This is a genomic window from Paenibacillus xylanivorans (assembly GCF_001280595.1).
GTDB classification, from domain to species: Bacteria; Bacillota; Bacilli; order Paenibacillales; family Paenibacillaceae; genus Paenibacillus; species Paenibacillus xylanivorans.
Genome location: NZ_LITU01000020.1, coordinates 4,377 through 6,309, shown reverse-complemented (window position 1 = coordinate 6,309; position 1,933 = coordinate 4,377). Strand labels below are relative to the sequence as shown.

1 protein-coding gene and 1 pseudogene are annotated in these 1,933 nt (G+C 46.4%); one reads left to right on the top strand and one right to left on the bottom strand.

Annotated features, from left to right (window positions below):
• Nucleotides 1-168 precede the first annotated feature (168 nt).
• Nucleotides 169-674, top strand: a pseudogene (locus AMS66_RS01810) (tetratricopeptide repeat protein); the annotation flags it as partial.
• A gap of 381 nt (nucleotides 675-1,055) precedes the next feature.
• On the opposite strand, the gene AMS66_RS01805 reads toward AMS66_RS01810, so the two are convergent.
• The coding region (locus AMS66_RS01805; protein WP_236703082.1) for an amidohydrolase family protein at nucleotides 1,056-1,933 on the bottom strand (878 nt) is incomplete at its 5' end.

The window sequence follows — 1,933 nt, the reverse complement described above, 5'->3', positions numbered from 1 at the left end:
AAGTGTCCATCTTATAGGGTACATTTTACTTTAATTCAAAGATCAACGGTTTTTTTATTGTGTGTAATCAAAGAAAGAAGGGGGGGGGATTTCCGCGGACTTGCCTTTCGGAATCTTCCGATAGCTGGAAGGGGAGAATCCCGAAATCTTTTTGAAAAGCCGGGAGAAGTTTATCCGTTGAATTTGGGTGAAGGGAAGTTGGAAGGAACTCAGGAGAATCATATTTATTATTATCTCGGCTTGGCCTACGAAGGTCTGCAGCGGGAAACAGAAGCCATCTCCAGTTACACTATAGCTTCACAGGGTCTTGCTGAGCCGACAAGTGCGTTGTTCTACAACGATCAGCCGCCAGAAATGATCTTCTATCGAGGGTTGGCTTGGTTGAAGCTTCATAACGCTAAGGAAGCCAAGCGCTGTTTCAATAAACTGATTGATTATGCTGAAAAGCATATTTTTGATGACATCAAATGGATTACTTTGCCGTATCCTTGCCAGACTTCCTGGTATTCGAAGATGACCTGAACCGACGCAATGTAATCCATTGCCGGTACATGAGAGGCTTGGGACTTCTGGGGCTTGGCCGTGACGAAGAAGCCGGAACCGAACTTGAGCTGGCTCTGGAAATGGAGCCTAATCATCAAGGGGCGATGGTTCATATCTGGTTAACTAGATAACTTCTCTGGCCCGTCTAGTGGTGGGGCTGAAGGAATATTGCTCTGAGGCTTGGATAAGAGGGTTATCCCGGAAATTGCTCGAAGAATTCCAATCTCGATGATCCATCATTAAAGAGATGTTGTCCAAGGCCGCTTTACAGAGAATAAATCTGTATTGCTAAAAACTATAAAAAGAGGCTGTAATGGTAGTGGATGTAGTGCTTAGCATGTTGCCGCGCAAACTATATCACCTCGCCAGCATGGGTGTAGGAAGCAGTGGATACTTTGGCGTAACGCTTGATTTGTCAAATGACATACAGAAATCAAAAAGGATCAGACCTTTAAAACTCCGTGCCAAAGCACGGAGTTTTAGTTTTCATTGGACAAGCAGATCGAATCGGATTAACCTAGTTGCTGCGAACCATTGATCCACACGGATTTGATCGACAAGGTATCCGAAATATTAGTTGTTGGATCACCGTCTACGAGAATAATATCAGCTCGCGCACCTTCAGTAATACGACCGCGATCGTGAAGACCAAAGCAGCGGGCTGGTTTCGCTGTAGCTGACTGAAGAGCTTCGATCGGAGTAAACCCGGCCTTCACCAGCAGCTGCATTTCGTGGTGGACACTTGCCCCATGAGCAAGGCCGCCAAGGTTTGGAACGGGAACCGGCGCGACATCCGTCCCTACCAGAATATCAACTCCGGCACGGTGAAGGTCCATCACATTCTTAAAGCTGTTCTCCATATTGCCTTGCGGGAACGTATTGAAGCTTGAGTTCAGAATATCGATCCAATCCGGACTTAATTTGGAATGAACACGCGGATCATTCGCCAATTCGGATGCCGTATTTCCAATAATCGATGAATTCAACACCAAGCACGGTGTAACAAAAGCGCCTGAACCCGCTATGGATTTCACTAACTCTGGGGTGTACTCGGGTCTGTCGATAAACAAGTGGCCCAAACCGTCGACTCCAAAATCGATAGCTTGTTGCGATGAAAGAGCCGTCAAGACGTGAGCGATGACCAGCTTATCGAACTTGTGGGCTTCTGTCACGGCTGTTTTTAGAATCTCATCGCTTAATACAGGCAGGCCAGGTGCACCCATGACCGTTCCTTCTTCAATCATGATCTTAATATAGTCGGCCCCATTCTCCACTTGGGTATGCACATGTTTAATCGCTTCTTCCACCAAGGTCGCCACCGACTGAAATAATAGACTCCCCTTTAATAACAACATGTCTGGGCGCAATGATTTGCTCTCCATCAAAGATT